Annotated in this window: 26 protein-coding genes and 1 tRNA gene; 23 read left to right on the forward strand and 4 right to left on the reverse strand. The window is 69.0% G+C overall.

Annotated features, from left to right (window positions below; genetic code table 11):
* The first annotated feature begins 225 nt into the window (after positions 1–225).
* Both rplJ and rplL read left to right on the forward strand, forming a co-directional pair.
* Positions 226–714 carry a 50S ribosomal protein L10 gene (gene rplJ, locus E0W80_RS03810; RefSeq protein WP_017829129.1) on the forward strand — a complete coding sequence of 163 codons (489 nt, stop codon included), beginning with the start codon at positions 226–228 and terminating at the stop codon, positions 712–714.
* 48 nt (positions 715–762) lie between these two features.
* Complete coding sequence (rplL, locus tag E0W80_RS03815; protein WP_017829128.1) at positions 763–1146, forward strand: 50S ribosomal protein L7/L12; 384 nt, start codon at positions 763–765, stop codon at positions 1144–1146.
* Positions 1147–1225: 79 nt separating this feature from the next.
* Here the strand turns inward: rplL and E0W80_RS03820 are convergent, their stop codons facing one another.
* Positions 1226–2230, reverse strand: a complete 1005-nt coding sequence (locus E0W80_RS03820) for a LacI family DNA-binding transcriptional regulator (protein WP_131491374.1) — start codon at positions 2228–2230, stop codon at positions 1226–1228.
* Between the two features lie 285 nt (positions 2231–2515).
* Here E0W80_RS03820 and E0W80_RS03825 point away from each other — a divergent pair, with 285 nt between their 5' ends.
* The 8 genes from E0W80_RS03825 to E0W80_RS03860 all read left to right on the forward strand — a co-directional run bounded on the left by E0W80_RS03825 (position 2516) and on the right by E0W80_RS03860 (position 11559).
* Positions 2516–3832: an extracellular solute-binding protein gene (locus E0W80_RS03825; protein WP_047522129.1), complete on the forward strand. Its 1317-nt coding sequence runs from the start codon at positions 2516–2518 to the stop codon at positions 3830–3832.
* Between the two features lie 102 nt (positions 3833–3934).
* Positions 3935–5074 (forward strand): sugar ABC transporter permease, encoded by a 1140-nt coding sequence (locus E0W80_RS03830; RefSeq protein WP_131491375.1) that lies wholly within the window; start codon positions 3935–3937, stop codon positions 5072–5074.
* On the forward strand, positions 5071–6033 hold the full coding sequence (locus tag E0W80_RS03835) for a carbohydrate ABC transporter permease (protein ID WP_047522133.1): 963 nt from the start codon (positions 5071–5073) through the stop codon (positions 6031–6033). The genes E0W80_RS03830 and E0W80_RS03835 overlap by 4 nt, the downstream gene beginning before the upstream one ends.
* Before the next feature lie 98 nt (positions 6034–6131).
* The gene (locus E0W80_RS03840) at positions 6132–7508 is read left to right on the forward strand and encodes a cystathionine beta-synthase (RefSeq protein WP_131491376.1); all 1377 of its coding nucleotides are present in this window, start codon (positions 6132–6134) and stop codon (positions 7506–7508) included.
* Between the two features lie 73 nt (positions 7509–7581).
* Positions 7582–8748 carry a cystathionine gamma-synthase gene (locus E0W80_RS03845; RefSeq protein ID WP_131491377.1) on the forward strand — a complete coding sequence of 389 codons (1167 nt, stop codon included), beginning with the start codon at positions 7582–7584 and terminating at the stop codon, positions 8746–8748.
* Positions 8749–8878: 130 nt separating this feature from the next.
* The gene (locus E0W80_RS03850; protein WP_194239283.1) at positions 8879–10267 is read left to right on the forward strand and encodes a multidrug effflux MFS transporter; all 1389 of its coding nucleotides are present in this window, start codon (positions 8879–8881) and stop codon (positions 10265–10267) included.
* A 31-nt stretch (positions 10268–10298) separates the two neighbouring features.
* Complete coding sequence (locus E0W80_RS03855; protein ID WP_240740452.1) at positions 10299–10928, forward strand: phosphatase PAP2 family protein; 630 nt, start codon at positions 10299–10301, stop codon at positions 10926–10928.
* Between the two features lie 28 nt (positions 10929–10956).
* On the forward strand, positions 10957–11559 hold the full coding sequence (locus tag E0W80_RS03860; protein ID WP_131491378.1) for a GNAT family N-acetyltransferase: 603 nt from the start codon (positions 10957–10959) through the stop codon (positions 11557–11559).
* Positions 11560–11677: 118 nt separating this feature from the next.
* Here the strand turns inward: E0W80_RS03860 and E0W80_RS03865 are convergent.
* Positions 11678–11765, reverse strand: a tRNA-Ser gene (locus E0W80_RS03865).
* Positions 11766–11957: 192 nt separating this feature from the next.
* On the opposite strand from E0W80_RS03865, the gene E0W80_RS03870 reads away from it, so the two are divergent.
* The 13 genes from E0W80_RS03870 (at position 11958) to E0W80_RS03915 (ending at position 22320) form a co-directional block, all read left to right on the forward strand.
* A complete protein-coding gene (locus E0W80_RS03870; protein ID WP_131491379.1) occupies positions 11958–12680 on the forward strand; it encodes a hypothetical protein in 723 nt (240 codons plus the stop codon).
* On the forward strand, positions 12680–13729 hold the full coding sequence (gene mpaB, locus E0W80_RS03875; RefSeq protein ID WP_131491581.1) for a daptide biosynthesis RiPP recognition protein: 1050 nt from the start codon (positions 12680–12682) through the stop codon (positions 13727–13729). Before E0W80_RS03870 ends, mpaB begins: the two co-directional genes overlap by 1 nt.
* 2 nt (positions 13730–13731) lie before the next feature.
* The gene (gene mpaD / locus E0W80_RS03880; RefSeq protein ID WP_240740457.1) at positions 13732–14985 is read left to right on the forward strand and encodes a daptide-type RiPP biosynthesis aminotransferase; all 1254 of its coding nucleotides are present in this window, start codon (positions 13732–13734) and stop codon (positions 14983–14985) included.
* Positions 14982–16166 carry a daptide-type RiPP biosynthesis dehydogenase gene (gene mpaC, locus E0W80_RS03885; RefSeq protein ID WP_131491381.1) on the forward strand — a complete coding sequence of 395 codons (1185 nt, stop codon included), beginning with the start codon at positions 14982–14984 and terminating at the stop codon, positions 16164–16166. The genes mpaD and mpaC overlap by 4 nt, the downstream gene beginning before the upstream one ends.
* 4 nt (positions 16167–16170) lie before the next feature.
* Positions 16171–16305, forward strand: a complete 135-nt coding sequence (gene mpaA1, locus E0W80_RS19470; protein ID WP_261812217.1) for an MpaA1 family daptide-type RiPP — start codon at positions 16171–16173, stop codon at positions 16303–16305.
* Positions 16306–16347: 42 nt separating this feature from the next.
* A complete protein-coding gene (gene mpaA2 / locus E0W80_RS19475) occupies positions 16348–16473 on the forward strand; it encodes an MpaA2 family daptide-type RiPP (RefSeq protein ID WP_261812218.1) in 126 nt (41 codons plus the stop codon).
* A 34-nt stretch (positions 16474–16507) separates the two neighbouring features.
* Positions 16508–16627: an MpaA3 family daptide-type RiPP gene (gene mpaA3, locus E0W80_RS19535; protein WP_308191516.1), complete on the forward strand. Its 120-nt coding sequence runs from the start codon at positions 16508–16510 to the stop codon at positions 16625–16627.
* A gap of 64 nt (positions 16628–16691) precedes the next feature.
* On the forward strand, positions 16692–17531 hold the full coding sequence (mpaM, locus tag E0W80_RS03890; protein ID WP_131491382.1) for a daptide-type RiPP biosynthesis methyltransferase: 840 nt from the start codon (positions 16692–16694) through the stop codon (positions 17529–17531).
* Positions 17532–17562: 31 nt separating this feature from the next.
* The gene (gene mpaP / locus E0W80_RS03895; protein ID WP_131491383.1) at positions 17563–19212 is read left to right on the forward strand and encodes a daptide biosynthesis intramembrane metalloprotease; all 1650 of its coding nucleotides are present in this window, start codon (positions 17563–17565) and stop codon (positions 19210–19212) included.
* Positions 19205–19921 (forward strand): ATP-binding cassette domain-containing protein, encoded by a 717-nt coding sequence (locus E0W80_RS03900; protein WP_131491384.1) that lies wholly within the window; start codon positions 19205–19207, stop codon positions 19919–19921. The genes mpaP and E0W80_RS03900 overlap by 8 nt, the downstream gene beginning before the upstream one ends.
* A complete protein-coding gene (locus E0W80_RS03905; protein ID WP_131491385.1) occupies positions 19918–20646 on the forward strand; it encodes an ABC transporter permease in 729 nt (242 codons plus the stop codon). Before E0W80_RS03900 ends, E0W80_RS03905 begins: the two co-directional genes overlap by 4 nt.
* A complete protein-coding gene (locus E0W80_RS03910; RefSeq protein WP_131491386.1) occupies positions 20643–21371 on the forward strand; it encodes a hypothetical protein in 729 nt (242 codons plus the stop codon). The genes E0W80_RS03905 and E0W80_RS03910 overlap by 4 nt, the downstream gene beginning before the upstream one ends.
* A 58-nt stretch (positions 21372–21429) precedes the next feature.
* Positions 21430–22320: a rhodanese-related sulfurtransferase gene (locus E0W80_RS03915; protein ID WP_131491387.1), complete on the forward strand. Its 891-nt coding sequence runs from the start codon at positions 21430–21432 to the stop codon at positions 22318–22320.
* Positions 22321–22353: 33 nt separating this feature from the next.
* Here E0W80_RS03915 and E0W80_RS03920 read toward each other — a convergent pair whose 3' ends face one another.
* Entirely contained in the window at positions 22354–24621 is a 2268-nt protein-coding gene (locus E0W80_RS03920; RefSeq protein WP_131491388.1) for a DUF3488 and transglutaminase-like domain-containing protein, read from the reverse strand.
* The gene (locus E0W80_RS03925; protein ID WP_131491389.1) at positions 24608–25798 is read right to left on the reverse strand and encodes a DUF58 domain-containing protein; all 1191 of its coding nucleotides are present in this window, start codon (positions 25796–25798) and stop codon (positions 24608–24610) included. The genes E0W80_RS03920 and E0W80_RS03925 overlap by 14 nt, the downstream gene beginning before the upstream one ends.
* Positions 25799–25808: the final 10 nt, after the last annotated feature.

Genomic DNA, 25808 nt, shown 5'->3' on the forward strand with positions numbered 1-25808 from the left:
GATTTGGGGGAGGGGGATGCGTCGGGTACAGTTGTCGTAACCGAAGACCGCTGGTCATCGTCGTGAGCACATGCGCACAACGATCGAAGCTCTGCACAGCAGGGGCCCGCGCAGGACACGAACTTTCCAAAGCTCCGTGCGCTTGCGCCGGAGCTTTTTCTATGCAGGTGGTCCAGGTCGGCGCCCCACCACCGTGCGGCGCCTCGTACACACCAAGGAGTGACCATGGCGCAGAAGGATGCATCGGTCGCCGAGCTCACGAAGTCATTCGAGAACTCGACTGCCGTTCTGCTGACCGAGTACCGCGGTCTGACGGTTGCCCAGCTCAAGGAGCTGCGCAACAGCATCCGTCAGGACGCTGAGTACGCCGTGGTGAAGAACACGCTGACCAAGATCGCCGCCAACAAGGCTGGCATCTCCGCGCTGGACGACGACCTCAAGGGTCCGTCGGCTGTCGCGTTCGTGCACGGTGACTTCGTCGCCACCGCCAAGGCTCTGCGTGACTTCGCCAAGGCCAACCCGCTTCTCGTGATCAAGTCCGGCATCTTCGAGGGCAACGCCCTCACCGCGGACGAGGTCAACAAGTACGCCGCGCTCGAGAGCCGTGAGGTTCTGCTGGCGAAGGCTGCGGGCATGATGAAGGCGACGATGGGCAAGGCTGCCGCCACCATCGACGCTCTTCGCGAAAAGCTGGAGACCGCAGAGGCCGCGTAAGCGACCTGCGATCTCGTCTACAAACCCCATCTATCTAGGAGATACATCATGGCGAAGCTTTCCACCGAGGAACTGCTCGAGCAGTTCGCCGGCCTGACCCTCATCGAGCTCAACGAGTTCGTGAAGGCGTTCGAGGAGAAGTTCGAGGTCACCGCTGCTGCTCCCGTCGCCGTTGCCGGCGCTGCGGGTGGCGCAGGCGCTGCAGAGGCTGAGGAAGAGAAGGACTCCTTCGACGTCATCCTCGAGGCCGCTGGCGACAAGAAGATCCAGGTCATCAAGACCGTCCGCGAGCTCACCTCGCTGGGTCTCGGCGAGGCCAAGGCCGTCGTCGACGGTGCCCCGAAGGCCGTCCTCGAGGGCGCCAACAAGGAGACCGCCGAGAAGGCCAAGGCTGCTCTCGAAGAGGCCGGCGCGACGGTTACCCTCAAGTAATCACGCTTCAGCGTTTTCTGCGAAGGCCCCGGGTTCGCCCGGGGCCTTCGTGCGTTCCGGGCCGTGCGCGTGGCCGCCGTCAGCGCGGGGGAGCGGTCGAGTTGCGCACCACGAGGGCGGAGGCGGCAGCCACATGCTCCTGCGGAGCGTCCGGCCGGTCGATCCGCTGCATCAGCAGGCGAACGGCTTCGTGACCCTGTTCTCTCGGGGACTGCCCGATCGTGGTGAGGGCGAACATGTCCGCGTGCTCGTGGTCATCGATACCCACGACGCTGAGCTCGGTGGGTACGGCGATGCCCAGACGGCGGGCGGCGATGATCGCCCCGATGGCGGCCTCGTCGCACACGCCCACGATCGCGGTCGGTCGGTTTCGCCGATCGCCGAGCAGCCCCGCCGCCGCGGTGTAGCCCCCGGGCATGGTCGGGGCCGTGCCCGCGACCCGGGCGTGCGAAGCGAGTCCCGCGGCGCTCAGCGCGTCGCGGTAGCCGTCGAGCCGCCGCGTGTCACCGAAGCTCCGTCCCATCGCGTCTGTCGGGCCGCCGACGAAGGCGATCTCGGTGTGGCCGAGCTCGATCAGATGCTCGGTCGCGATGCGTGCGGCCGCCGCATCATCGATCGAGACCGCGCTCGAGCCCTCGCCGTAGGGCCCGACGCTCACCAGCGGCCTTCCCGTGCGCTGCAGGCGCTCGAGCTCATGCGCGCTCGGCTGGATGCCGACGGCGATGATCCCGTCGAAACGACGGCCGGGCAGCACGCTCTCGAACAGCCGTTCCCTGGTCTGCGACCCCTCAGGCACCCCGTAGAGGGAGAGGTCGTAGTCGAGGGCGAACAGCGACTCCTGGATCCCGGCGAGGAGTTCGGCGAAGAACCAGCGGTCGACGGGCGGCATGACGATCCCGACCGTCTGCGTCCGCCCCGTCGCGAGACTCGTCGCGGAGGAGTGGGCGACGTAGGCGAGTTCGCGGGCGGCGACCTCGACGCGCGTCCGCGTCTCGTCCGAGACATAGCCCCGTCCGCTCAGGGCGCGGCTCGCCGTGGCCTTCGACACCCCGGCACGCGACGCGACATCCGCGATCGTGCTCATCGGTCCTCCTCGACCTGATCACGCGGTTTCGTGGGCGGCGGCGTAGCGCGCGCCGGGTGTCAGCGTAGCCCGCGGACGGGGAAAAAGGAACCGGTTCCAGGCTCGGAGTGAGGGAGCGCTCCCAAGCCCGGAGGTTCCGCGCGCCGAATGGTTGCGAGCTTGTGACCCTTGCGTGTTGTGCGGGGGCGCACAGGGACAGTAGGTTGGCCTGGAATCGGTTCCCTAACGATGCCGCGGGGTGGCGTCGCACCAGGAGGGAACCTGTACTCGAAGAGGAGAATTCACATGGCTCTGTCACAGCGTTCCCGGCGTTACGCGCCGATCGCCCTGCTGGGGGTCGCGGGCATCGCGCTCGCAGGCTGCGGGGCTCCCGGCGGTGCGCCGGGCACAGACGGTGGTGATGGTGGCGACGCCACTGTCACGATCTACGGCACGATCGTCGACTCGGAGGCGGAGCTCCTCCAGGAGTCCTGGAAGGACTGGGCCGACGAGAACGGCATCACCATCAAGTACGAGGGCAGCCAGGACTTCGAGACGCAGCTCGGTACCCGCGCACAGGGCGGGAACCCGCCGGACATCGCGATCTTCCCGCAGCCCGGTCTGTTCGCCGACTTCGCCAAGCGCGACTTCCTCAAGCCTGCTCCCGAAGAGGTCGAGAAGAACGCCAACGAGTACTGGACCGAGGACTGGGTGAACTACGGGACCGTCGACGGCACCTTCTACGGGGCGCCGCTGATGGCCAACGTCAAGGGCTGGATCTGGTACTCGCCGGCGAAGTTCGCGGAGTGGGGCGTCGAGGTTCCGAAGACGCTCGACGAGATGTCCGCGCTGACCGAGACGATCCAGACGGCGACCGGCACTCCCGCGTGGTGCGCCGGTTTCGAGTCCGGAACGGCGACCGGCTGGCCGGGAACGGACTGGGTCGAGGACTACGTGCTGCGTCAGTCCGGCCCGGACGTCTACGACCAGTGGGTCACCAACGACGTCAAGTTCACCGACCCGCAGATCAAGTCGGCGTTCGACTCGGTCGGCGAGATCCTGCTGAACCCGGCGAACGTGAACGCCGGTTTCGGTGACGTGCGCTCGATCAACTCGACCGCATTCGGTGACGTCGCTCCTGCCCTCGCCGAGGGCACGTGCGCACTGACCCACCAGGCGTCCTTCCTCTCCGGCTTCTTCCCGGAGGGCACGGAGATCGCTGAGGACGGCGACATCTGGGCGTTCATGCTCCCGGGTGAGTCCGAGGGTGACACGGCCGTGACCGGTGCCGGTGAGATCGTCGGCGGGTTCAGCGACTCCGAGGCGACCCAGAAGGTGCTCGCGTACCTGTCCAGCCCCGAGTGGGCGAACAGCCGCGTCAGCCTCGGTGGCGTCACGTCCGCCAACAACGGACTCGACCCTGCGAACGCGAAGGACCCGATCCTCCAGGAGACCATCAAGATCCTGCAGGACCCGGACACGACCTTCCGCTTCGACGCGTCCGACCTGATGCCTGGTGCCGTCGGCGCCGGGACCTTCTGGAAGGGTATGGTCGCGTGGGTCAACGGCACCTCGACCGATGAGGTGCTCACGCAGATCGAGACCGGCTGGCCGAGCAGCTGATCCGGGGGAGGGGTCGTCCCGCACGGGGCGGCCCCTCAGCCCCCGCGGCGCGCACACCGACGTGCGCGCCGGTGATCCGGTCCGCGTGATGAAGGGGAATCCGTGAACGCGACTAATTTCTTCCGTTGGATCGGCTCGCTCCCGCCGGTCCTGCAGGCCGTCGCCGTGGTCATCGCTTTCGCGGTGGTCGTGGCGATCATCCTGCTCCTGGTGGACATCGCTCCGCGCAGGGGAAAGCTCTACACCTTCGTCCGATTGGCGATGTGCCTGCTCATCCCCCTCGTGGTGATGTTCTTCTTCAACTCCTATTACTGGGCGATGGGAGTGGCCGTCGCCGTCGGCGCTCTGTTCTTCTGGCTCGACTATCGCTCCCGCGATGGCGCGGGGTATCTGATCCAGCTCGTGGCCTTCATGGCTCCGGCGCTGCTGCTGCTGCTCGTCGGCCTCGTCCTGCCGTCGATCCAGACGATGTTCTCGTCGTTCATGAACTCCTCGGGCAACGAGTTCGTCGGTCTGAACAACTACCTGTGGATCTTCACGCAGTCCGACGGCATCACGGCCGTGATCAACACGATCGTCTGGGTGCTCCTGGTGCCGACGGTCTCCACGATCGTCGGCCTCGCCTACGCGGTGTTCATCGACCGCACCCGCGGCGAGAAGATCTACAAGGTCCTGGTCTTCATGCCGATGGCGATCTCCTTCGTCGGGGCGAGCATCATCTGGCGATTCATCTACGAGTACCGCGGGCCGCAGTACGAGCAGATCGGTCTCCTCAACCAGATCCTCGTGTGGCTCGGGGGCACGCCGCAGCAATGGCTGCTCAATGAGCCGTGGAACAACCTGTTCCTGATCGTCGTGCTCATCTGGGTGCAGACCGGTTTCGCGATGGTCGTGCTGTCGGCATCGATCAAGGGAGTGCCGGCGGAACTGCTGGAGGCGGCGGAGCTGGACGGCGCGAACGCCTGGCAGCGGTTCGTGTCGGTGACCGTCCCCGCGATCCGCCCCGCGCTCATCGTGGTCCTCACGACCATCTCGATCGCATCGCTGAAGGTGTTCGACATCGTGCGGACGATGACCGCCGGTAACTACGGCACCTCGACTCTCGCGAACGAGATGTACACGCAGTTCTCGAAGTTCGAGGCGGGGCGCAGTGCCGCGCTCTCCGTCATCCTGTTCATCCTGGTGCTGCCGATCGTGATCTACAACGCACGCCAGATCAAGAAGCAGCGGGAGATCCGATGACCGACACCGTGAAGTCAGACGCCGCCCTCAGCACGCGCGCGATCACCACCGGCGGCGGGTTCGAGGGCGCCGCAGGCCGCACTCGCAAGAAGCTGTCCCGGCCGTGGGCATCGGTGGCGTCCATCGTCATCGCGTTCATGTGGACGATCCCGACGCTCGGACTGTTCATCTCGTCGTTCCGGCCGCGGGATCAGATCCAGACCACGGGATGGTGGACGTTCTTCGCCGATCCGCAGGTGACGATCGAGAACTACGTCGACGTGCTGCAGTCCGGCACGACGCAGCTCACCATCCTGGAGTCGTTCGTCAACTCGATCGCGATCACGATCCCGGCGACCATCGTGCCGCTGATGATCGCTTCCATGGCGGCCTACGCGTTCGCCTGGATCGACTTCAAGGGCCGCAACGCGCTGTTCATCTTCGTGTTCGCGCTGCAGATCGTGCCGATCCAGATGGCCCTGGTGCCGTTGCTGAGTTCGTTCTCCCGCGGGCTCAACCTCTTCGGGCTGCAGGTCACACTGCCGCTCGATGCGTCCCAGGGCTACGCGCAGGTGTGGATCGCGCACTCGATGTTCGCGCTTCCGCTGGCGATCTACCTGCTGCACAACTTCATGTCGGAGATCCCCGGCGAGATCATCGAGGCCGCACGCGTCGACGGTGCATCCCGCGGGCAGATCTTCTTCCGTGTGGTGCTTCCGCTGACGATGCCGGCGATCGCCTCGGTCGCGATCTTCCAGTTCCTCTGGGTCTGGAACGACCTGCTCGTGGCGCTGGTGTTCGCCGACGGAGCCGCGGCGCCGATCACGAAGCTGTTGGCCGAGATCACGGGCACGCGAGGAAACGACTGGTACCTGCTCACGGCAGGCGCCTTCGTCTCGATCATCGTGCCGCTGATCGTGTTCTTCGCCCTCCAGCGCTACTTCGTCCGCGGCCTGCTGGCCGGATCGACGAAGGGCTGACACACTTCGGAAGACAGAGGGGCCTTTCGTGAGAACGGATGCCGCGGTCGGGAGAAACACAACCCCGCCCGCGGCATCCGCGCGTCTACCCTGAAGGCATGAAGTACGCAGACTCCATCGTCGACCTCGTCGGCGACACGCCCCTCGTGAAGCTCCGTCACGTCACCGAGGGCGTCGCGTGCACGGTCCTCGTGAAGCTCGAGTACCTGAACCCGGGTGGCTCGTCGAAGGATCGGATCGCCGCGCGGATCATCGACGCCGCCGAAGCCGCCGGCGACCTGAAGCCGGGCGGGACGATCGTCGAACCGACCAGCGGCAACACCGGTGTGGGTCTGGCGCTCGTGGCCCAGCAGCGCGGCTATAAGTGCGTGTTCGTGCTGCCCGACAAGGTGGGCGAGGACAAGATCGACGTGCTGCGCGCGTACGGGGCGGAGGTCGTGGTGACGCCGACCTCGGTCGCGCCCGACAGCCCGGAGTCGTATTACAGCGTGAGCGATCGGCTGGCGCGGGAGATCCCCGGCGCGTTCAAACCGAACCAGTACGAGAACCCGAACGGCCCGCGCAGCCACTACGAGACCACGGGTCCGGAGATCTGGCGCGACACCGACGGCGGGGTCACGCACTTCGTCGCCGGGGTCGGCACGGGCGGCACGATCACGGGCACCGGTCGCTACCTGCGGGAGATCTCGGAGGGCCGGGTGCGGATCGTCGGTGTCGACCCGGAGGGCAGCGTGTACAGCGGGGGTACCGGACGGCCGTACCTCGTCGAGGGCGTGGGGGAGGACATCTGGCCGGGCGCCTACGACCCCACCGTGCCGCACGAGATCGTCGCGGTGGGCGACGCCGACGCCTTCGCGATGACGCGGCGCCTCGCCCGCGAGGAGGGCATCCTCGTCGGCGGATCCAGCGGGATGGCGGTGGTCGGTGCGCTGCGCGTCGCACGGGACCTCCCGGCGGATGCCGTCATGGTCGTGCTGCTTCCCGACGGAGGCCGCGGCTACCTGGGCAAGATCTTCAACGATGGATGGATGCGCTCCTACGGGTTCAGCGATGTGGAGGACGGGGAAACCGTCGCCGACGTGCTCGCGGCACGTCCGCACAGACGGGGAGCGGGGATCCCGGACCTCGTGCACGCCCACCCGACCGACACCGTGCTCGAGGCGATCGGCATGATGACCGAGTACGACGTCTCGCAGTTGGTCGTGCTCAGCGCCGAACCGCCCGTCATGATGGGCGAGGTGCTCGGCACGGTCGACGAGAAGGGGCTGCTCGACCTGCTGTTCCGCGGCGAGGCGAACGCGACCGACGCCGTGGGGGCACACGTGGGGGAGCGGCTTCCGCTCGTCGGCATCCACGCCTCGGTCGCACAGGCGCGGGCCGCGCTCGCCGAGGCCGACGCGCTGCTGGTGACGGAGGACGGCAAGCCGCACACGGTGCTGACCCGCCAGGACCTGCTCGCGTACCTGTCCCGTTGACGTCTTCCGCGGAGCGGCGACCCGTGGCGTAACGGGACGTCCGCGGCGCCGGGCGCGGACGTAGGCTGAGGTCATGTCCGACCACGCCTTCGCCACCCGCGCCATCCACGCAGGACAAGCTGCCGACCCCACGACGGGGGCGATCATCCCGCCGATCTACCAGTCCTCCACGCACGTGCAGGACGGTATCGGCGGCTTCCGCGAGGGTTACGAGTACAACCGTGCGGGCAACCCCACGCGTTCCTCCCTGGAGACCCAGCTCGCGGCTCTCGAAGGCGGAGTGCGCGCGCTCTCCTTCGCCTCGGGGCTCGCGGCGGAGGACGCGCTGCTGCGGGGAATCCTGAAGCCGGGGGACCACGTCCTGCTCGGGAACGACGTGTACGGCGGCACCTACCGGCTGCTCAGCCGGGTGCTGGCTCCCTGGGGTGTGGAGACGACGACGGTCGAGCTCTCGGACGTGGACCTGCTCCGTGCCGCGATCCGTCCGGAGACGAAGGTCGTGTGGCTGGAGACGCCGAGCAACCCTCTGCTGAAGATCGTCGACATCGCCGTGATCACCGAGCTCGCGCATGCGGCCGGTGCGATCGTGGTCGTGGACAACACCTTCGCCTCTCCTGCGCTGCAGCAGCCCCTCGCGCTCGGTGCCGATCTGGTCGTGCACTCCACGACGAAGTACCTGGGCGGGCACTCCGACGTGCTCGGCGGTGCGGTCGTGTTCGGCGATGACCGCTACGTCGAGCAGGTCAAGTTCCAGCAGTTCGCCGTCGGTGCGGTGTCCGCTCCGATGGATGCGTGGCTGACGACCCGCGGCATCAAGACACTCGCGCTGCGCATGCGGCAGCATTCCGAGAACGCGCAGGCGATCGCCGAGTGGGCGGTGGCGAGGCCGGAGTTCTCGCAGGTGTACTTCCCGGGACTCGCCTCGCACCCCGGGCATGAGATCGCCGCCGCGCAGATGAGCGGTTTTGGCGGCATGCTGTCGCTCGGCCTCGCAGCCGGCGCCGACGCTGCCCGTGCCTTCGCCGAGAGCACCTCGGTGTTCCAGCTCGCCGAGTCGCTCGGCGGCGTGGAGTCGCTCATCGGCTATCCATCGGACATGACGCATGCGTCGGTGCGCGGAACGGAGCTCGCCGTCCCGGAGAACGTCGTGCGGCTCTCCGTCGGCATCGAAGACCTCGGAGATCTGATCGCCGATCTGGACGAGGCGCTGGCGCGCGTGAGGCGCGTGCGGGAGCAATAACGTGCCTGCGGGGTGGTCGCGAGGGACGTATTTGATCCCGCGACGGGGGAGACGGACGCGCTAGCATGGGGGCTTCCCCCTTGGCGAAACGATTCGACAAGACCACCCCCTCGAACGCTGGAAGGACGTCGTGTCCGACGCGCCCCGCACTGACTCCATCCCCGTCGCACCGTCGGAGCAGCAGACCGAAGAGACTCCGCAGCCCGCGCGCACCGCGACCGGGAGCATCCGCACCTCCACGGCGACCGGGGCGATCCGCACCCTCGGCGCGAATCCCGCGACGGCACCGATCATGCTGCACCCGGGAGATGCGATCTCCCTCGGCAGGCGGACGCTCTACATCGTCCTGCTCGGAGCTCTGACCGCGCTCGGTCCGTTCACGATCGACCTCTATCTCCCGGCCTTCCCGGTGCTGGAGGAAGACTTCCAGACCACGGCTGCCGCGATCCAGCTGACCCTGACCGGAACGATGATCGGCTTCGCCCTGGGTCAGCTCGTCGTCGGGCCCCTCAGTGACAAGGTCGGGCGCCGGGTGCCGCTGATCGTGGTCACCGCCCTGCACGTCCTCGCGAGCGTGGGGGCGGCCCTCGCGCCGGACCTCGGCCTGCTCAGCGCGGCTCGGGTGCTGATGGGGGTGGGAGCGGCCGCCGGTGGAGTGGTGGCCATGGCGATCGTGCGCGACCTGTTCGGCGGGCGGCGACTGGTCATCATGCTCTCGCGTCTCGCGCTGGTGTCGGGCGTCGCACCGGTCATCGCACCGTTGATCGGCTCCTGGTTGCTGACCCTGATGCCCTGGCGGGGGATCTTCGGCGTGCTCGCGGCCTACGGCGTCGTGATGCTGCTGTCCACGCTCCTGTTCATCCCGGAGACGCTTCCGGTCGCGCGTCGGCAGGGCGGCGGCGCCACGATGGCGCAGCGCTACCGCTCGGTGCTCTCTGATCGCGTCTTCCTCGGCGTGCTCGTGATCGGCGGCATGACCTTCTCCGGATTGTTCTCGTACCTCTCCGCGTCGCCGTTCCTCTTCCAGGTGACCCACGGGCTGGATGCCCAGCAGTACGGTCTGCTGTTCGCCGTGAACTCGCTCGGTGTCGTCGCCGGGGTGCAGACGGCCTCACGGCTCGCCGCCCGCTTCGGACCGCAGTGGGTCATGGCCTACTCGACCGCTGTGCTGCTCCTGGCGGGTGTCGCGATCATCGTCACCGACCAGCTCGGACTCGGACTGTGGGGCACGGTGATCCCGTTGTTCGTCTTCATGACGGCGTGCGGCTTCACGTTCCCCAATGTGCAGGTGCTGGCGCTCGATCGGCACGGCAAGGCTGCGGGGACGGCGGCATCCATCATCGGGGCGACGAACTTCGGCGTGGCGGGGCTCATCTCGCCGCTCGCGGGCTGGCTCTCGCACGACGCCGGGATCACGGCGACGACCATGGCCTCCGTGATGGTCGGTTGTGCCGCGATCGGCGTGCTGTCGCTGTGGTTCGTCGTGCGTCCGCGCACCGTGGGGATGCTCACTCCCTGAGTGCCCAGGTATCGTCCGACAGAATAGGACGATGGACAGGCGGATGCTGCTGTGGTGGGGAGTGGGCCTCCTCGCGCTCGCAACGGCGCTCGGTGCGCTGGTCGTGTTCGCGTATCCGGAGACGCCGGGGTTCGACCGGTGGTGGAACGTGATGATCGCCGCAGCCCGTGCCGACGGCATGGTCGACTTCGCCCTCGTCCTGAACTGGATCGGCGGCGGCTGGGTGGCGATCTTCGCGGTGCCGCTGCTGACCATCATCGCTCTCGTGCTCGCTCGCCGATGGCGGGCTGCGGCGTTCGCCGCCCTCTGCTTCGCCGCGAGTGCCGGTGCGGTGCAACTGCTCAAGCTGCTCTTCGGGCGGGCCCGCCCCGACGACATGCTGGTGGTGAGCGACTACGGCTCCTTCCCCTCGGGCCACACGGCGAACGCCGCGACGATCGCGCTCGTGGTCTGGGTGCTGTTCCCGCGGGTCTGGACGGCGATTCTCGGCGTGCTGTGGGTGCTCGCGATGGCACTCTCGCGCACCTTCCTGTCGGTGCACTGGGCCAGCGACACGCTCGGCGGCGCGCTCGTCGGCGCCGGGGTGGTCCTGGTCCTGGCCGCGTGGCTGCTCCCGTGGGTGCGGCAACCGAGCTCCGAGGTCGCGGCGCCGATAGGCTGAACGGGCCCGTCGTCCAGAGGAGTCCTTCGTGTCGCGCATCCGTCCCTACCGCCCCACCGACCGCGCCGCGCTGTACGAGATCTGCGTGAAGACGGCTGACGCCGGCGTCGATGCGACCGGGGTGCTCTCCGACGATGCGCTCTGGGGAGACCTGTTCGCGGTCCCCTACGCCGAGCGGCATCCGGACCTCTCCTGGGTGGTCGAGAGCGACGACGGGCGCACGATCGGCTACATCGTGGCGACCGACGACACCGACGCCTTCTACACCTGGTTCCGCGAGGAGTGGTGGCCGACGCGTCAGGAGCGGTACCCCCGGCCGGCCGAGGTGGTCACCCGCGAGGATCGGATGGTCGACTACGGCTACAGTCGCGCGCCCGGCATCGAGCCGAATGCCGCAGACCACCCGGCCCACCTGCACATCGACCTTCTTCCGGAGACGCAGGGACAAGGGCTCGGCCGTGCCCTCATCGAGACCCTGTTCGCCGAGCTGACGCGTCGGGGCATCCGGGGCTTGCATCTGGGCATCGACCCGAACAACGCGGGGGCCGCCGCGTTCTACGAACGCCTCGGAATGACGCGACTCCCGGCGGAACCGGGCGGACAGACCTACGGCGTGCGCTTCGACGCCTGAACACCGCATCCCGCGGTGACGGCGGGACACCGGTGCTCACTGCGCTCGCTCCTCCCCGAATCCCCGGTGCCGGTTAAACACGAAAGAGCCCCCGCTGGCGCGGAGGCTCTTTCGTGTTTGGCGGTGACGGCGGGATTCGAACCCGCGGTTGCTTGCACAACACACGCTTTCCAAGCGTGCTCCTTCGGCCGCTCGGACACGTCACCAAGGAACAACCTGTCCATCCTATCCGATCGGCGGAGCGCGACGTGACAGGGCGCTGTGGCGAAGCCCAGCATGCGATCCTGTCATGACCAATATGACGCGTATGGAATATATTGCTAGTTGGGTGAGTGCTCAATAGCCTCAGATGAGGACGGATCAACGCCGTACCGCATCCGACGCTACTGGGGGAGACCATGCGCGCCAGCTCGACCACGGCACGACCGGACAGTCACCGCACGGTGGCGGCCTTCGAGCAGTACGTGACCGCGGAGCGCGCGATTCCGGGGTGCGCGGTGTTCTTCCTCGAGTCCGCGGTGCAGCTCGACGAGGTGCGGGCGCTCGCCGAACGCGACGATGTGACCTTCGTCCCCGCGGGGTCCCTCCCGAAAGTGGATCCTCGGGTCGTCCCGTTCGCCGGGGCGCTTCACGCGCCCGGCGACGAGATGAGCTTCGGCGGGCGCCACGCGTTCCAGCTGCAGGACTACCTCGCCGGCCGCTTCCGCTTCCGCGACGGGCTCACGGTCGTCCGACAGGGGTCGGCGGAAGGACTCGCTGCATTCCTCCGTGATGCCGACACGGCCCGGTCGACCGGCATCTTCGCCGAACGGCTCCTCGACGGTGCTCTGCTGCTGGATTCCGCCGCGTCGTTCACCCGCGCGTATCCGGTACCGGATTCTCTGGTGCGCGTGCATGTGACCGCGGACGGCGAGTACCGGGACGGCCCTGACGGACTCCTGCTCGGACGGGTGGGCGACGGGCGCGCAGACATCGAGGCCGTGGCCACCGAGAACGCCGGTCGTGGTCGAGCATTCGCGCGCATCGTGGACCCCCGGGTCCTCGAGGCGGATCTCGACGATCGGCCGTGGATCGAGTTGTACGTGTCGCTCGTGACGGCGAGTCGACGGGACCGCGTCTGATGCGCGACGCACACCGCGGGCCCGGGGCGGACCTGGTCGGAGCCCGGGCGCTCCGGGAGTGGATCACCGGGGTGCCGGACCGGTACGCGCGGGTGTTCCTGGTCGAAAGCGGCGCGCAGGCGGATCGTGTCGCAGGCGCAGCAGGGCGAGACGACGTGATTCTTCTGCCCGAGGGGAGCGGGCCCTGTGCCGGACCGGCCCGCGTCGTCCCGTACACCGGCGCGCTGCAGGACATCGGGGATGAGTTGTTCTTCGGTGAGCGCGGCGTCGAACTCCAGGACTACGTCGCTGCGGCATTCCTGCAGTTCACCGGGCCGACCGCTCTCAGCCTCTTCGACGCGGTCAGCTGGCAGGCTCTCCTCGACGATGCCGAGCTCGCGCGACGGACGGGCGTGTTTCCCTCGGCGCTGATCGATCCGCGAGTCCTCCTGGCGGACCGCGGCGCACTCACGGAACCGGGCGAGCTCGCGACCCCGAGCGCGATCAGAGTGCGGGCGGACGGCGCCGTCAGCGTCGGGGTCCAGGGCGATCCCCTCGGAACCGTCGACGAGCTGCCCGCCGTGCTCGCCGTGCCGCGACCCCGGGCCGTGGCCTTGGGAGGGTCGGTGCCTCGAGAGGCGTTCGTCACCGATCGGACGCTGCGCGAGGGGACGACGCGATACCTCTGCGCGACGGACCTCGTGAAGATGCTCCGCCTGGCCAACGGCGACGCCCGCATCTCGGGGTTCGGGTGGGCGCTCGTCGACGACGGCCTCGCGGATGCCGACCCCTGGGCCGCGGATCCGTTCCTGATCGAGACCGCGGACGGCTTCGTCCTGGCAGACACGCGGACGTTGCGTCGACAGCTGCTGTCCCCGGTGGCCGCGCAGGTGGTCGCCGTCACGCAGACGTCCACGACGCCGGAGGTCGCGGCGGAGCGCGTGGCTCGGCGGCTGGGCGGCTCCGTGGCCGACGCGCGAGCCCTGTGCCTCGAGGCCGTCACCATCCTCAACATCCGCTTCGGTACCCGAGCGGGCCTCGCTCGCCCGGCGAACGGTATCCGGCGTTGAGCGTGCCGAACGCCGTGTGGAGCTCGATGCTCCCCGCGGATGCGACCTTCCCTCCTGATCGCGTCGCCGTCCGCGCCGCGGGACATCGCATCGAGTTCGCCGACGGATCCACACGCCTGTGCGCGACGAGCGGGCTCTGGAACGTTCCGCTCGGGTACGGGAATCCGGTCGTCGGCGAGGCCGTGGCCAGAGCCACACACGATGCGTCGTACCTGACCCTGTTCCGCGCGTCGCATCGGTATGCCGAAGCCGCCGCGGAAGGTCTTCTCGACCTCGCGGACCCGACCAGGTACAGCCGCGTCATCTTCTCCACCTCGGGCGGCGCTGCGAACGATGCCGCCATGAAGCTCGCACGACAGTACTGGGCGCAGAAGGGCGCAGGATCCCGATCCCTCATCGTCGGGCTGAAAGGCAGCTACCACGGCACGATGTACGGCAGCCACGCGCTCAGCGGAGACGACCTCCTGCAGTCCGTCTACTCCGTCGATCGCAGGTCGGTGCGCCACGTTTCGTCCAGCGATGAGGGTGAAGAGCTCGCCACCCTGTTGAAGCGGGAAGGGTCCCGAGTCGCCTCGGTCGTCGTGGAGCCCGTCCTGGGCAGTGGCGCATATGCGCTGACCGAGGCGTTCATCGATCGCCTCGTGCTGCTGCGTGAGGAATACGGGTTCCTGCTCGTGGCCGACGAGGTCGCGACGGGATTCGGGCGCACCGGCGCGATGCTCGCCACCGACGAGTGGCCGGCCGCTCCCGACGTCCTCCTCCTCTCGAAAGCACTGACGAACGGCGCGACGGGTGCAGCCGCGATCCTCGTGGGTCCCCGTGTCGCCTCCGAGTTCGCGCGAGGCGGGTGGACCTTCGTCCACGGGGAGACGCAGGCGGGAACGCCGGTGTGCGCGGCGGCCATCACCGCAGTGATGGAAGAGCTGCGTCGGATCGACGTGGAGACGACGACGAAGGCACTCGGGGCCGAGCTGTTCCGTCTGGCGACGGCGCTGAAGTCCGACGGATTGATCACGGAGGTCACGGGGCGGGGCTGCTTCGTGGGGATGGGGCTCCGCCACCACGATGAGCGCCGGCTGTCCTCCTCCGAGGTTCTCCGTGTGGTCTCCGCCATCGCCGACCACGGCGTCCTGGTGCAGCCCGGCCCCAGCTCCATCGAGCTGATCCCGGCCTACGGATTCACCTCGGAGGAGCTCCGCACGGTGGATGCGGCCGTGCGCTCGGGTCTCGCGCGAGTGCAGGAAGCGGCAGCATGACCGCGCACTTCACCGGACGCGTCCCGACCCTGTGGCACGGCCCCGGCGTCGCGCATCACGTGATGGCGCACCTCACCGCGGGACGAGAGGTCCTCGTGATCGCGGACTCGGCGGTCACGGTTCCCTTCCCGGCCGGGTCTGCGGTGAGGACCATCACGGTGGACGCGCCGTCGGTGGATGTCACGTCGGTCTCCAGGATCGCGCGGCACATCGTTCGTCGGTCGCCCGAGGTCATCGTGGCCGTCGGTGGGGGCAGCGTGCTCGACGCCAGCAAGATCGCCGCGCTCGCGCTCGCTCCGGGGAAGGTCTTCGACTATGCCATCGGTCATGCGGAGAAGTCCGCGCTGACCGTGCTGCCGGATGCGCCGCCGCCCGTGGAGATCATCGCCGTGCCGACGACTCTGGGCACTTCGTCGGAGACGAACAGCGTCGGCATCCTCAAGAACGGGAGCGGCTATCGACTCATCGTCGGACGCTCGCTCAGACCCCGTCATGCCGTCATCGATCCACGCAACCTGGCGTCCCTCACGTACGGCGCCGTCCGTGAGGGAGCGCTGGAGGCGTTCCTGCGTCTTGCCGGTACGTCGACGAGTTCGCGGCGAAGCGCCCGGGGGAACAGCGAGGCCGTCATCCTCGGGAGAGCCCTCCTCGAGACCGCCACCCAGGACGCCGGCTCGCCTGCGGGGCGGTTGCGCCTCGCACGGTTGAGCGCAGCCACCCAACGCGGTGCGGCTCTGCGCGGACAGGATCCCTACAGCGCTCGCCATTGGTATGTCGCGAACGAAGTGGCCTTCGTGCTCAGGACTCGCAAGATGGTCGCCACGGCAGCGGTGATCGCCGCGGTCTGGCGTCGTATCTGCGCGGGTGACACCCGCTGGGGAGATCGGCAGAGTCTTGAGGACTTCTGGTCGCGGGTCGCGAGCGGGGTGGCATTGCCTCTCGAACCGGCCGCGGGTATCGCCGCCCTCCTCGAGCGCTGGGATATCCCGCTTCCGTCGCGACCGACCACGCGGGAGGTCGGCCGCATCTCGATGTCCACCGAGGCGTCGTGGGGAGATCGCCGCCCGATGCTCACCGGCCTCGTCGCCGACGACATCCGTGAGGTCCTCCGCGGTTCCCGGTGGAGCGATCCGTGTGCCGGCGATCAACGCCGGCCCCCGACTGCCGTGCAGAGGAGGTGAAGAGATGATCAAGGACGTGGAAGAGCGACTCCGGTTCCAGGAGCTGGACGACATGGAGGCTCCCAGCTGGGAGAGCTTCTATCAGGGCGCCATCAGTGCGCTGATCCTCATCGGGATCGGCGCTGCCGCTGCGACGTGATCCCGTCGCCCGACGGAGATCGAGACGAGGAAGGAGAGAGGTATGAACACCGAAGTGCAGAGGCTCGAATTCACTGAGCTCGAGGCGATGGACGCTCTGAACAACACCGATGATTTCGTGCGGGGCTTCGCCGTCGGCGTCATCATCGGAATTCTCGCGCTGACCTAGGAAGCGCATCGCCACGTGATGAAGGAGGTACGAAATGCAGACTGATCTGCTGGAGTTCCAGGAACTCGAACGAATCGACGCGCCACTCGAGTGGTGGGAGCACGTCAGCTACATCATCGCCATCGTCGGCGGTGCCGCGGCGATCGCGACGTGACCGGTCGGGGTGCGGGCGGTTCCGCGCGCCCGCACCCCCTCACTCCCGCGGAGAGGTGTGGTGAATGTCAGGAACGATAACCGAAGCCATCGCGGCGCGACTCGACCGGGCGGGTGCGGTCCCTCGGGAACAGGACCTGTACACGGGCGAGGGGACCGACTTCTACGAGCGACTGGTCGGCGCCGATGCCGCGGAGATCCGAGAGGTGCTGGCGCTCGCGAGAGAAGCCGCGGGTCCGGTCCTCGATGTGGCCGCCGGCAGCGGAAGGCTGACCATCCCGCTGGTGCGCTCCGGCCGATCGGTGACCGCGCTCGATCTCTCCGACGACATGCTCTCGCACCTTCGTCGTGCCCTGCCCGACCATCCGAGGCTCGACTGTGTGATCGCCGATATGCGCGACTTCAGCCTGCCGCGTCCGTACGACCTCGTGGTCCTCGGTGCGACCTCCATCACCTTGTTGGACAGGGAGGGGAGGGCGCGCCTGTACGCGAGTGTGCGACGCCACCTCGCGCCGGGAGGGGTCTTCGCCTTCTCCGTCGCGGGAGGCGCCGCAGCGGAGAGCCTGACGGTGCCGAGCGAGCAGGAGATCCGTGTCCCCGGGCCCGGTCCCGGACCCGGCGGCGAGGAGACCTATCTGTTCTCGCAGCAGGTGGAGGAGGACGGCGCGGCTCGCCTGGTCAACTGGGTGCGCCTCGCCGACATCGTGGCGGGCGGCGACGTGCGCGTGCTCACGAGTCGGCTGCGTGTGCTCAGCCACGAGCTCCTCTCCAGCGAGCTCGTGGACGCCGGTTTCGCTGAACCTGCCGTCTCGCCCGTGCGGACGCACCCCGGAGCGGACATCCTTCTCCTCACGACGACGTGGGTCGGAACCCGGGACCGGGCGCGTGACGATGACACCGCCTAGTTTCGCTCGGCGGCGAGACTCTCGCGCCCCGGTGCCGCTCACGGCCGAGGATCGTCCGCTTCTCGCCCCCGGTGTCGTGTTCGAGGAAGTGGGGGAGGCCGGGGTGTGGATCGCGCTGCTGCAGGGGGTGCCCTCGTCGAGGGTCTCGCGGGCCGTCGTCGATCTGCTGACGGCGATGGACGGCGAGACCACGCTCCGCGACCTGCACACGCGCTTCGCCGCATCCGAGCCGCGGGACGACTTCCTCCTGCTCATCCAGCGCTTCCGCGCCAGCGGGCTCCTGGCCGGTGACACGAAGCCCCCGCCCGGCAGAGTGACCTACCGGCCCCCGTTCACGCTGCAGTTCGCGACGCTGCGTGCACCCGCGTTCTTCGACCGCGGGAATCGCCTGATCGTCCCGCTCTCACGCCGAGGGGTTCTGGCATCCCTTCTGGTGGTGCTCTGCCTCGGCCTCGGCGCTGCGGCCCTGCAGACAGGTGAGGTGTGGGACGTCCTGACCATGCCGGTGTCGTTGCCCGGACTCGTGGGCGTCGTCATCGCGTTGTCCGTCATGACGCTGCTCCACGAGAGCGCTCATGGGCTCGCGCTCACACGCTTCGGCGGCGAACCGCGCCGCGCGGGTTTCATGCTCTACTACCTCACCCCCGCCTTCTTCGTCGATGTGACCGACGGCTGGCGCCTCTCCGACCGGTGGCAACGTGTCGCGGTCGCGCTCGCCGGGCCGGCCGTGCACGCCGTCGCCGCCGCGGTCGCCCTCCTCGCCGCGCTCGCCCTTCCGGACCCTCTGATCCACCAGGCGCTGTTGCTCCTCGCCGTGTCCTGCGTCGCGATCGTGCTGGTCAACCTGATTCCGTTCGTGCGATTCGACGGCTACATCGCGTTCATGAGTGCGCTCGACGAACCGAACCTCCGGGACCGGACGATTCACGACGGAGTGGACTTCCTGACCCGGATCCTGTTCGGCGGTCCGCGGACCGCACGGAGCCTCGATCGGTGGTGGAGCGTGCCGTTCGGTCTCGCCTGTCTCGTCGCCCCGATCGCGCTCGTGCTGTTCGCGGTCTCCCGCGTGGTGCGAGCGCTCGCCGGAGGCGGACCGGTGCTGGGGGTCCTCGTCGTCGTCCTGGAAGCTGCCGTGGTGCTCGTCGGCATCGTGATCCTCTCGACGGCGCTGCGCCGCGTCCTTCGGTCAGGCGTCTCCCGGCTCCGCTTCGTCGCCGTCGGTGCGACGCTGATCGCGAGCATCGTGGTCGTGGGCGCCGTGATCCCGCTGCCGGTGACGGCGACGTACGGTTTCGTCACCCGCGGTGACCGTGTGCTCCTCGTGCAGCCGGGCACCGCCGCCGAGGCGGAGGTGCCGGACGGCGCCCCGGTCGAGCTGATGAGCGCCGGGCTCCTCGCGAGCGCGCGGGTCGGCGGGGGGACCATCAGGCCGGAGCCGCCGATGCCGACGGAGGTCCCCTGGGCGGTGCTCGTCCCCGTCGCGGCGGACGGCGTGGACGTCCCCGCAACGGTCATCGCCGGCGTGGACGTGGACGACGGCGGCGGGAGCACGCCGCCGACCGGACGGGCGCAGGTCGCGCTCGGCACGAGGAGTCTGTGGCAGACGCTCTGGGCGACCGGCGTGGTGTCGCCGCTGTCCGCCCTTCTGGACCAGAAGCACGAGAGGCAGGAAGATGACTGAACACGCGATCGAGGTCCGAGGCCTCACGAAGAGGTACGGCCGCCGGACCGCCGTGGAAGACCTGTCCTTCGTCGTGCCGCGCGGGACGATCGTCGGGCTCCTGGGGCCGAACGGCGCGGGCAAATCGACGACGCTGCGCACGATCGTCGGCTTGCTCCGGCCGACGAGCGGCGAGAGCCTCATCGACGGTGTTCCGTTCTCGGCGCTCGACAACCCCGCATCGCACGTCGGTGTGCACATGGACGGCTTCGGTTTCGAGGCGGGCATCACTGCACGGCGGCACCTGGAGATCTGTCGGCTCGCGGCCGGTGCGCCGCGCGGCCGGACCGACGAGGTCCTCGAGGAGGTCGGGCTCACCGCCGACGCGCGTCGTCGCGTGAAGACGTTCTCGACGGGGATGGCTCAGCGGCTCGGCCTGGCCGCCGCCCTCATCGGGGCGCCGCCCACGCTCATCCTCGACGAACCGGCGAACGGCCTGGACCCCGACGGGATCCGCTGGCTGCGCAGGTTCCTCCGCCGCTTCGCCGAACGCGGCGGCACCGTGCTGGTCGCCAGTCATCAGCTGTCAGAGCTCGAACACATCGTGGATGAGGTCGTGGTCATCAAACGGCGAGCACTCTTCGCCGGACGACTCGGCGACCTGGTCACGAGCAACGGCGACTCCCTGGAGAGCAAGTACTTCGAACTGGTCGAGGAAGTGCCGGTATGAGGGGCGCGATCCAGAGCGAGGCCCTGCGCTCCGTGAGCGGGCTCTCCCTCCTCGCCGTCTACCTCGTCGCGTTCCTCCTGCCCGCCTTCGTGCTGTTCTCCGACGGATCGCGCCTCGACGTGGCCGGCCTCGATCCCGCCGCGGCGACCACTCGTCTCCTGGAGCCTCTCGCCTGGTCGGCGGTCTCCGCGGCGTTCGTCGGCGCGTACGGCGTCACTCGTGAGTACTACTACGGCTCGATGGACCGGACCCTCACCAGCGTCGGATTCCGGCGTGCGTTCGCCGGAAAGCTCGTCGCGGGCGTCCTCGTCGCGCTCGCCCTGTCCGTCGGCCTCTTCGTCGTGTGGACCGCGGGTGTCGCCGTCTTCTTGGGCCGGAGCGGTCTCTCGCTCGCTCTGACGCCGGACGGGTGGCGCCTCTGCGCGGGAGCTCTGGTCGGCGGCGTGCTCGGTGCGCTCATCGGGGGCTCCATCGGCTGGATCACCCGCAACTATTACGCGACGGCCTTCCTCGTCCTCGTCCTGCCGATGGTGGGGGAACTCGCACTGCTGCGCACGGTGCCGGAGGTGGCGAAGTTCTCGCCCGGGTTGGCGCTCGCGGCCTTGGGTGTGCCCGGGTATCAGGGCCGCCTGCTCGAGTTCGGCCCGGCGCTCGTCGTCGCACTCGCGTGGACCGCGGGGCTGGTCGCGGTGGCGTGGACCGGTGGTCGCAGGAGGGCGGGATGATCGTCCGCGCGCTCCGAGCCCACGCGCGCGGTGTGACCGGCGACATCGTCCTCCTCTGGGTGGTCGCGGCCGCCGTCGTGTTGTCGACTTCGATGGCGACGAGCGTTCCTGCGGAGCTCGCCGAGGCACCGGCCGGGGTTCGCGCCGCACTCAGTGCGCCGTTCAGCGCGGTGCTCGCGACCTATGGTGCGGTGCTCGCGGCGGTCTACGGTTCCTTCCGCTACACCGTCGACCGGCGGGATGGCGTCATCGCGCAGCGGCTGATGCTGCAACCCCGGTGGCTGACGCTGCTCAGCCGGACACTCGGGTCTGCTCTCGGCGGCGCCGTCGTCGCTCTCGCGGGACTCGCCGGTGGCCACATCGCGCTGGCCGTCGCGATGGGCGGTGTCCCGGTGGGCTGGGCATCGGTGGGATCCGCACTGGCCGTCGGCGCAGGCGCCGGCCTCTGGGGGCTGGGGGTGGGCATCGTCGTCCAGAACCATCTCGTGGCACTCTTCGTCGCGTCCATGTCTCTGGGCAGCGCCGTCCTCGTCGCGATGTTCTGGAGCGCCGCTGCCCACGGCTTCCCGCTGATCGCGCTGCTCGACGCTTTCGGGTTCGACGTCACGGCTGTGGGGGTGTCGCCAGCCGACGGATCCGGTGGCTCTGTGCCGGTCGCCGTCGGATGGATGCTGGCGGCTCTCGTCGCGGGGGGAGTCACCTTCGTGAAACGCGATGTGACGTAGCGGTCTCGAGCCGCACCGGGGTTCGGAACCGCTCGGGGTGACGACGTAGGATCCCTAGGTGGCAACCCCCAAGATCGTCCTCTTCTACGCGTTCACGCCCCTCGCCGATCCCGAGGCCGTCCGTGTCTGGCAACGCGACCTCGGCGAGGCACTCGGCCTGCGTGGGCGCCTGCTCATCTCGAAGGACGGGATCAACGGCACCCTCGGCGGCGATATCGGCGTGTTGAAGAAGTGGCTGCGATCGTTCCGCTCGTACGGCCCGTTCGCCGATGCGGACATCAAGTGGAGTGAGGGGACGGGGCTGGATGCGGACGGGCGCAGCCTCGATTTCCCCAAGCTCAGCGTGAAGGTGCGCGACGAGATCGTCTCATTCGGTGCGCCCGGTGAACTGCGCGTCGATGAGCACGGGGTCGTCGGCGGAGGCACGCGACTGACGCCCGAAGAGCTGCACGGGCTGATCGACGAGCGCGGAGACGAGGTGGTCTTCTTCGACGGCCGGAACGCCCTCGAGGCGCAGATCGGGAGGTTCCGCGGCGCGGTCGTGCCCGACACCGAGACCACCAGGGACTTCGTGAGACTGCTCGACTCCGGCGCCTACGACGATCTCAAGGGCAAACCCGTCGTCACCTACTGCACCGGCGGCATACGCTGTGAAGTGCTGTCGAGCCTGATGACGGCGCGCGGCTTCGGCGAGGTGTACCAGCTCGAGGGTGGCATCGTCCGCTACGGCGAGAAGTACGGCGACGACGGGCTGTGGGACGGATCGCTCTACGTGTTCGACGGCCGTGGTTCGGTCGACTTCTCGGACCATGCGCGCGTCATCGGGGAGTGCGTCGGGTGCGGGGTGCCGACCAAGCGCACCGCGAACTGCCCCGACCTGTCGTGCCGCTCGCAGTTCGTGGTGTGCGAGACCTGCGTGGCCGTGCCCTGCACGGCCCACGCCGCGTGACCGCGCAGGAGACGCGCCCGCGTGCGGGCATGCTCAGACGGCGACCTCGGGTTCCGCGGCGCGGGGAGCGTACAGTGACCGGGGCAGCAGCGTCGCCCGCACACGCGTCGGCCCATCCACACTCCGGCGCAATGCCTGCAGCACCTCGCTGAGCGGTTCGGTGAGATCCGTCTGCAGCTCGGCCGATCGCGCGTAGTTCGTCTGCTCGACCGCATCCGTCAGCCGTCGCATCGTCTCCGCGTCCACATGACGGTCGCGCACCAGGCCGGCAGCACGGACCCGCGGGGTGTCGGCGTCGGAGACCGGCAGCTGCAGGTCGATCAGGGTGTCGCGGAGCTCGGCCCAGGCTGCCGCGGGATCGCCGCGCCTCGCCTGCGTGAATCGTCTGCGACGCTCGATGATGCGGATCAGTGCCGGTACCAGGAGCAGTGCCACGGCGCCGAAAGCGATGAGCACGACCGGCGTCGGATCGAGACGACGCTGCGCGGCGCCGTCGGCCGAGTCGCCCCCGGCGTCCGCACGGTCGATCTCCGGTCCCGAGGTCTCCTCGCTCTGCGGGGCCGTGGTCGGTGCGGGGGTGGCGGGTGATCCGGACTCGCCGCCCTGCGTCACTCCCGCACGGAACGCGGTGGGCACGCCCAAGGATGCGGTCGGCTCGAACGGCACCCAGCCGATACCGGGGAAGAGCACCTCCGGCCAGGAATGCAGCTGATCGCTGGTCACGGAGAAGACCGATTCGCTGCCGCGCTTCTCGTCGGTGAGCGAGCCGGGAAGATAGCCGACGACGATGCGCACCTGCATCCCCAGGCTCTCCGCCATGAGCGCGAACGCCCCTGCGAAGTGCACGCAGTACCCCGATCGCACGTCGAGGAACTGCGCCACGGCTTCGGCGCCGGTGCCGTCGAAGCCTTCCTCCACCGGCGTCTCCAGCGAGTACGCGAACTGCGAGCGGAACCAGTTCTGCAGGGCGATCAGCCGGTCGTAGTCGGTGCTCGCGGCGGCCGTCACCTCGGCGGCACGCTCCGCGATGATCTCGGGCAGCTCCACCGGCTCGGCGTCGGGATCGACCACGGGCGATGCCGCATCGATCGCACGGATCTGCTCGAGCGTCGGAACGAGGCGGGAGGAGGTGACGGTGTAGTCGTTCCCCACCGCGTCGGCGCTGCGCGAGAAGAGGGTGCGGTTGAGCGGGGACACCCGCCACGAGCCGCTGAGCCCCTGCACGTCGGTCGCCGGGTACGGGACCGGCAGCCACGAACTCGACATGCGGAGCACGCGGATGGACGTGTTCTCCTCCTCCGTCGCGATCTCCGGTCCCCACTCCGGAGTGCCGAACCCGTCGTCCTGCGACTGCAGATCGCCCCGGTCCGGCTGCCACACCCGGCCGTCGAATCGCGAGAGTGTCGTCAGCCGCAGATAGGGGGCCACGTCGGTCTTCGCCGCGATGGTCAGCACTTCGACCGGATTGGGCTGACGCAGATCATCGCCCAGACGCAACGAGGCATCGACCGTGACCCCGACGCCGGTGCCCGCCATGCTCGTCGCGACCGGTAGTGCGGGAGCGATCACCAGGGTCGTCACCAGAGCGGCGGCTCCGACACCGACGGCGACCGAGAGCGAGGACCTGCGGGGGGATTCCGGATGCCGCCTCGCGGTGTACCGGAAGAGGAAGAGTGCGACGAGGGCGAACAGCACGAACCACACGACGTTCGTGTCGCCGAGGGTGATGATCATCGGCACGGCGCCGACGATCCCTGTCAGCAGGGTCGCCAGCACCGCGGAGCGATGCGCCACCAGGTGATCGACCAGGAGCGCGACGCCCGCGAAGCCGGAGGCCATGGCGGCGGTGAGAGCCGGCGAGGCATCCAACGGCGCGGAGCCGAACACGATCGCTTCGAGGGCCGCAGCGCCGAGGGTGCCGAACACGGCGACGGTCGTCGGTGTCGGAAACACGCCGAAGAGCGCGGTATCGCCGGCCACCAGCAGCGTGACCATCGCGACCGCGACGATGATCTGACCGAGGAACGTCCCGGCGTCCCGGAGCCAGGCTGTCCGTCGGCGCAGCAGTCGCCGCAGGAGCATGCCCCCACCCGCTACGGCGAGGATCACGATGAGGACCGAAGACGACCACGCTCCAGGGGAGATCACCGAGGTGTACGGCCACATCGCCACGATCGTCGCCGTCGCGGCCAGCACACCGGGACCGACGACACCGGTCGGCTCCTCCTCGTCGCGGTGCCACGTCGGCGCCGTGTGCGCGGGGGGCGCGGTCGCCTTCGGGCGCTGCTCAGCGCGGAACATCGCCGACTCCGATCCGCGCCGAGACGGCGTCCTCCCACGCGTCCGCGATGACGGGCCCGAGCGTCGCCACCGTCCAGCCGTGTGGAGTGGCCGCCTCCGCGGCGCCGGGGAGAAGCTCCGTGCTGAACAGCATCGGCGCGGCGGCTCCGGCCGGACGCAGCCGGGCGGCATCCTCCTCATCGAGCCGACCGGTGATGAAGACCAGAGGCCCGGGCGGGGTGCCGCCGATGAGTGCCGCCAGATCACGGCCCTCACCCCGGGGGGCGACCATCGCGAGCGCCACCAGCAGTCCGTCGCGATCGTCCTCGTGCCCGCGGAGCGCACCGAGCAGCGTGCCGGCGCTGTCGATCACGTCGACGCTGTACCCCTCGGAGGCGAGGTGCACGGCCGCGGAGGCGCAGAGCGACACGGCGGTTTCGAAGGCCGGGTCGGCATCGGCGCCGGGCGCATCCCAGCGGCCCGCACTGCGATCGAGGACGACGACCGCGTCGGGGCTGGATTCCTCCTCCTCCTGGCGCACCATGAGCTGTCCGCGGTGGGCGGTCGCACGCCAGTGGATGCGGCGCATCGAGTCTCCGGGGATGTACCCCCGCGGCGAGAGGTTGTCGCTGCCCTGCCCGAGGCGCGTCGATGAGGTGTGGGCGGTTCCGCCGGCGGCTCCGACGCGCACGGCCAGCGGGGCGAGGGCGAAGACCTCGGGGACGACGGTGATGCTGCGGGTCTCGCCGAACGCTTGCTCGCGCTGTGCGAGGCCGAACGGATCGACGGTGCGCAGCATCAGCGGGCCGAGCGGCCAGACACCCCGTCGCACACCGGTGATCGGGTACGTCAGCTGACCGGACTCGGGGGGATACTCACCGCCGGAATCGCCGGCGACCGCCGCGGGGAGGATGTCGTGCCAGAGCCCGTGCGGCACCCGCAGTGCGCGGAGTGAGATCCGCACCGTCACGCGCGACGTCTCCGACACGGTGAGCAGATCGGTGGAGATCTGACGCGTGACCGTCCCCGAGCGGCGGGGCAGGCGGACGGCGAGGAGCGAGAAGAGCGTGAGGGCGGCCAGGAGCAGCCCGATGTAGAGCAGGATGCGGGTGCCGAAGACGTTGGCGGCGATCACGCAGCACAGGGCGGCGACGAGCGCGCCGGCTCCACGGCCGGTGAGAGGTCGGCGTCTTCGCATGACCGACCCG

It is taken from the genome of Microbacterium sp. PI-1, assembly GCF_004337555.1.
Lineage (GTDB): Bacteria > Actinomycetota > Actinomycetes > Actinomycetales > Microbacteriaceae > Microbacterium > Microbacterium aurugineum.